Origin of the sequence: Mesorhizobium sp. M7A.F.Ca.CA.004.04.2.1 (genome assembly GCF_004022825.1) — a bacterium.
Classification (GTDB): Bacteria; Pseudomonadota; Alphaproteobacteria; order Rhizobiales; family Rhizobiaceae; genus Mesorhizobium.
The window spans coordinates 1-3,592 of record NZ_RZPH01000633.1; the positions used below are offsets into that span (position 1 = coordinate 1).

4 protein-coding genes are annotated in these 3,592 nt (G+C 61.0%); all 4 read left to right on the plus strand.

From position 1 onward, the window contains the following. Window positions 1-26 precede the first annotated feature (26 nt). On the plus strand, window positions 27-1,301 hold the full coding sequence (eno, locus tag EN893_RS24175; protein WP_127273626.1) for a phosphopyruvate hydratase: 1,275 nt from the start codon (window positions 27-29) through the stop codon (window positions 1,299-1,301). Window positions 1,302-1,463: 162 nt separating this feature from the next. Then, window positions 1,464-1,787 carry a septum formation initiator family protein gene (locus tag EN893_RS24180; RefSeq protein ID WP_127270588.1) on the plus strand — a complete coding sequence of 108 codons (324 nt, stop codon included), beginning with the start codon at window positions 1,464-1,466 and terminating at the stop codon, window positions 1,785-1,787. A 193-nt stretch (window positions 1,788-1,980) separates the two neighbouring features. Further along, window positions 1,981-3,018, plus strand: a complete 1,038-nt coding sequence (gene pdhA, locus EN893_RS24185) for a pyruvate dehydrogenase (acetyl-transferring) E1 component subunit alpha (RefSeq protein ID WP_127272717.1) — start codon at window positions 1,981-1,983, stop codon at window positions 3,016-3,018. A 15-nt stretch (window positions 3,019-3,033) separates the two neighbouring features. Next, window positions 3,034-3,592, plus strand: a 559-nt coding sequence (locus EN893_RS24190; RefSeq protein ID WP_348632501.1) for a biotin/lipoyl-containing protein, incomplete at its 3' end; no start/stop codon positions are given.

The window sequence follows — 3,592 nt, forward strand, 5'->3', positions numbered from 1 at the left end:
CTTCAGATCAATCGAGGACATCGCAAATGACCGCCATCATCGACATTGTCGGGCGTGAAATCCTGGACAGCCGTGGAAATCCGACCGTCGAGGTCGATGTCATTCTCGAAGACGGCTCGATGGGCCGCGCGGCGGTGCCGTCGGGTGCTTCGACCGGCGCCCACGAGGCCGTCGAACTGCGCGACGGTGGCGCCCGCTATCTCGGCAAGGGCGTGCTCAGGGCCGTCGAAGCGGTGAACGGCGAGCTGTTCGAGGCCATCGGCGGCATGGAAGCCGAAAACCAGATCCATATCGACCAGACCATGATCGAGCTTGACGGCACGCCCAACAAGAGCCGGCTTGGCGCCAACGCCATTCTCGGTGTGTCGCTGGCGGTGGCCAAGGCGGCCGCCGATGCCGCCGGTCTGCCGCTGTACCGTTATGTCGGTGGCACCAAGGCGCATCTCCTGCCGGTACCGATGATGAACATCATCAATGGCGGCGCGCATGCCGACAACCCGATCGACTTCCAGGAATTCATGATCCTGCCGATCGGCGCGCCGACGCTGCGCGAAGGTGTCCGCTGGGGTTCGGAAATCTTCCATACGCTGCGCAAGAAACTGAAAGACGCCGGCCACAACACCAATGTCGGCGACGAGGGCGGCTTCGCCCCGAACCTGAAAAGCGCGCCGGTGGCGCTCGATTTCATCATGGAATCGATCGAGCAGGCTGGCTTCAAGCCGGGCGACGAGATCGCGCTCGGCCTCGATTGCGCCGCGACCGAGTTCTTCAAGGACGGCAACTACGTCTATGAGGGCGAGAAGAAGACGCGCGATCCCAAGGCCCAGGCCAAATACCTGGCCAAGCTTGCCGCCGACTATCCGATCATCTCGATCGAGGACGGCTTGGCCGAGGACGACTGGGAAGGCTGGAAGTACCTGACCGACCTGATCGGCAAAAAGACGCAGCTGGTCGGCGACGACCTGTTCGTCACCAATACGGCGCGGCTGCGCGACGGCATCCGCATGGGCGTTGCCAATTCGATCCTCGTCAAGGTCAACCAGATCGGCTCGCTGACGGAAACGCTCGACGCCGTAGAGACCGCGCACAAGGCCGGCTACACTGCCGTCATGTCGCACCGCTCGGGCGAAACCGAGGATTCGACCATCGCCGATCTCGCGGTTGCCACCAATTGCGGACAGATCAAGACAGGCTCGCTGTCGCGCTCCGACCGCATGGCCAAGTACAACCAGCTGATCCGCATCGAGGAAGAACTCGGCAAGCAGGCAAGCTATGCCGGCAAGTCGGTGGTCAAGGGCTGATCCAGAAACACCGGCTCATCGATACCGGACAAAAGGGCGGGAGCATTCCCGCCCTTTTTTGTTTCGACGCCGCCCAACAGGACACCCGTAACCGTCCGTTAAGCACAATCGGGCGAAAAAGATCGTGAGCCGCCTGAGTTCGCGGCCGCGAGGATTTGGATCATGTGGACGCGTCAGCACAAGCAGAGAAACACCGGCCGACTGATCATTCCCTCGCTTTGCGTGGCGTTCCTGGCCTATTTCGGCTTTCACGCCTATCACGGCGAATTCGGCATCTATTCGAAATATCAGCTGGAAGCCCAGACGGTGGCGCTGCAAGGCCAGCTCGATGTGATCAAGGCGCGCCGCATGGAACTCGAGCGCCGCGTTCGGTTGATGCATGAAGGCACGCTCGAAAAGGACATGCTCGATGAGCAGGCACGCAAGGCGCTCAATCTGTCCCAGGCTGACGAAATCACCATTATGTTGCCGACCTCGTCGAAATAACTGATTTCAAGTTAATCATCAATATTTTCAATGATTTTAATCGCTTAGGCGCATGCCAGCTATGCAAATTCGGCATGGCGCAACGCTTTGACGCGTGTTAGCCTCCCTTAAATCGGTGGGGAAGAGCTGATCTCCCCAGAGCAGATTTCATCTGCTCTAATGTCCACAAAGAGACGCCAACAGGGAGTGATGCATGGCCACCGCCGCCAGAAAAGCGCCTGCCAAATCCAAATCCGACGGCAAATCGGGGCTTTCGGCCCCCAAGCCTGCCGAATTCACCAAGGACGAAGAGCTTGCCGCTTACCGGCACATGCTGCTCATCCGTCGTTTCGAGGAAAAGGCCGGCCAGCTTTACGGCATGGGTTTCATCGGCGGCTTCTGCCACCTCTATATCGGCCAGGAAGCGGTCGTCACCGGCATGAAGATGGCACTGATCGATGGCGATCAGATGATCACCGCCTATCGCGACCACGGCCACATGCTGGCGATGGAACTGTCGCCGCGCGGCGTCATGGCCGAGTTGACCGGGCGTCGGGGCGGCCTGTCCCGGGGCAAGGGCGGCTCCATGCACATGTTCTCAAAGGAAAAGCACTTTTACGGCGGCCACGGCATCGTCGGCGCGCAGGTGTCGCTCGGCACGGGCTTGGCCTTCGCCAACCGCTACCGCGACAACAACAATGTTTCGCTGACCTATTTCGGCGATGGCGCGGCCAACCAGGGCCAGGTCTATGAAAGCTTCAACATGGCCTCGCTGTGGAAGCTGCCGGTGATCTACATCATCGAGAACAACCGCTATGCCATGGGCACCTCGGTGTCGCGCTCTTCGGCGGAAACCAATTTTTCGCACCGTGGCGCCTCGTTCAAGATTCCCGGCATCCAGGTCGACGGCATGGATGTCCGCGCCGTCAAGGCCGCCGGCGACCAGGCGACCGAATGGTGCCGCGCCGGCAACGGGCCGATCATTCTCGAAATGCAGACCTACCGCTATCGCGGTCACTCGATGTCCGACCCGGCGAAATACCGCTCGAAGGAAGAAGTGCAGAAGATGCGCTCGGACCATGATCCGATCGAGCAGGTCAAGGCACGGCTGATGGAAAAGAAGTGGGCGACCGAGGACGAGCTCAAGACCATCGACAAGGAGGTCCGCGACATTGTCGCGGATGCCGCCGAATTTGCCCAGAACGACGCGGAGCCGGATCCGTCCGAGCTCTGGACCGATATCGTATTGTAACGGGAGGGCAAGGACATGCCGATCGAAATTCTCATGCCCGCTCTCTCGCCGACCATGGAAGAGGGCAATCTTTCGAAGTGGTTGAAGAACGAGGGCGACAAAGTCGTCGCCGGCGACGTCATCGCCGAGATCGAGACCGACAAGGCGACGATGGAAGTCGAAGCCGTTGACGAAGGCACGCTGGGCAAGATCCTGATCGCCGCCGGTACCGAAGGCGTCAAGGTCAACACACCGATCGCCGTGCTGCTACAGGACGGCGAAAGTGCCGGGGATATCGGCAAGGCCGCGGCGCCCGCCAAGGCGGAAGCGCCTGCAAAGGCAGAGGCTCCGGCGGCGGCAGAGGATAAGGCGGAGGCCGCAAAGCCGGCTGCGCCGGTGGCTGCTGCTCCGAAGTCGGAAATCGCCGCCGATCCGGACATTCCGGCCGGCACGGAAATGGTCTCGACCACGGTGCGCGAAGCGCTGCGCGATGCGATGGCCGAGGAAATGCGCCGCGACGGCGATGTCTTCGTCATGGGCGAGGAGGTTGCCGAATACCAGGGCGCCTACAAGATCACGCAAGGCCTGCTGCAGG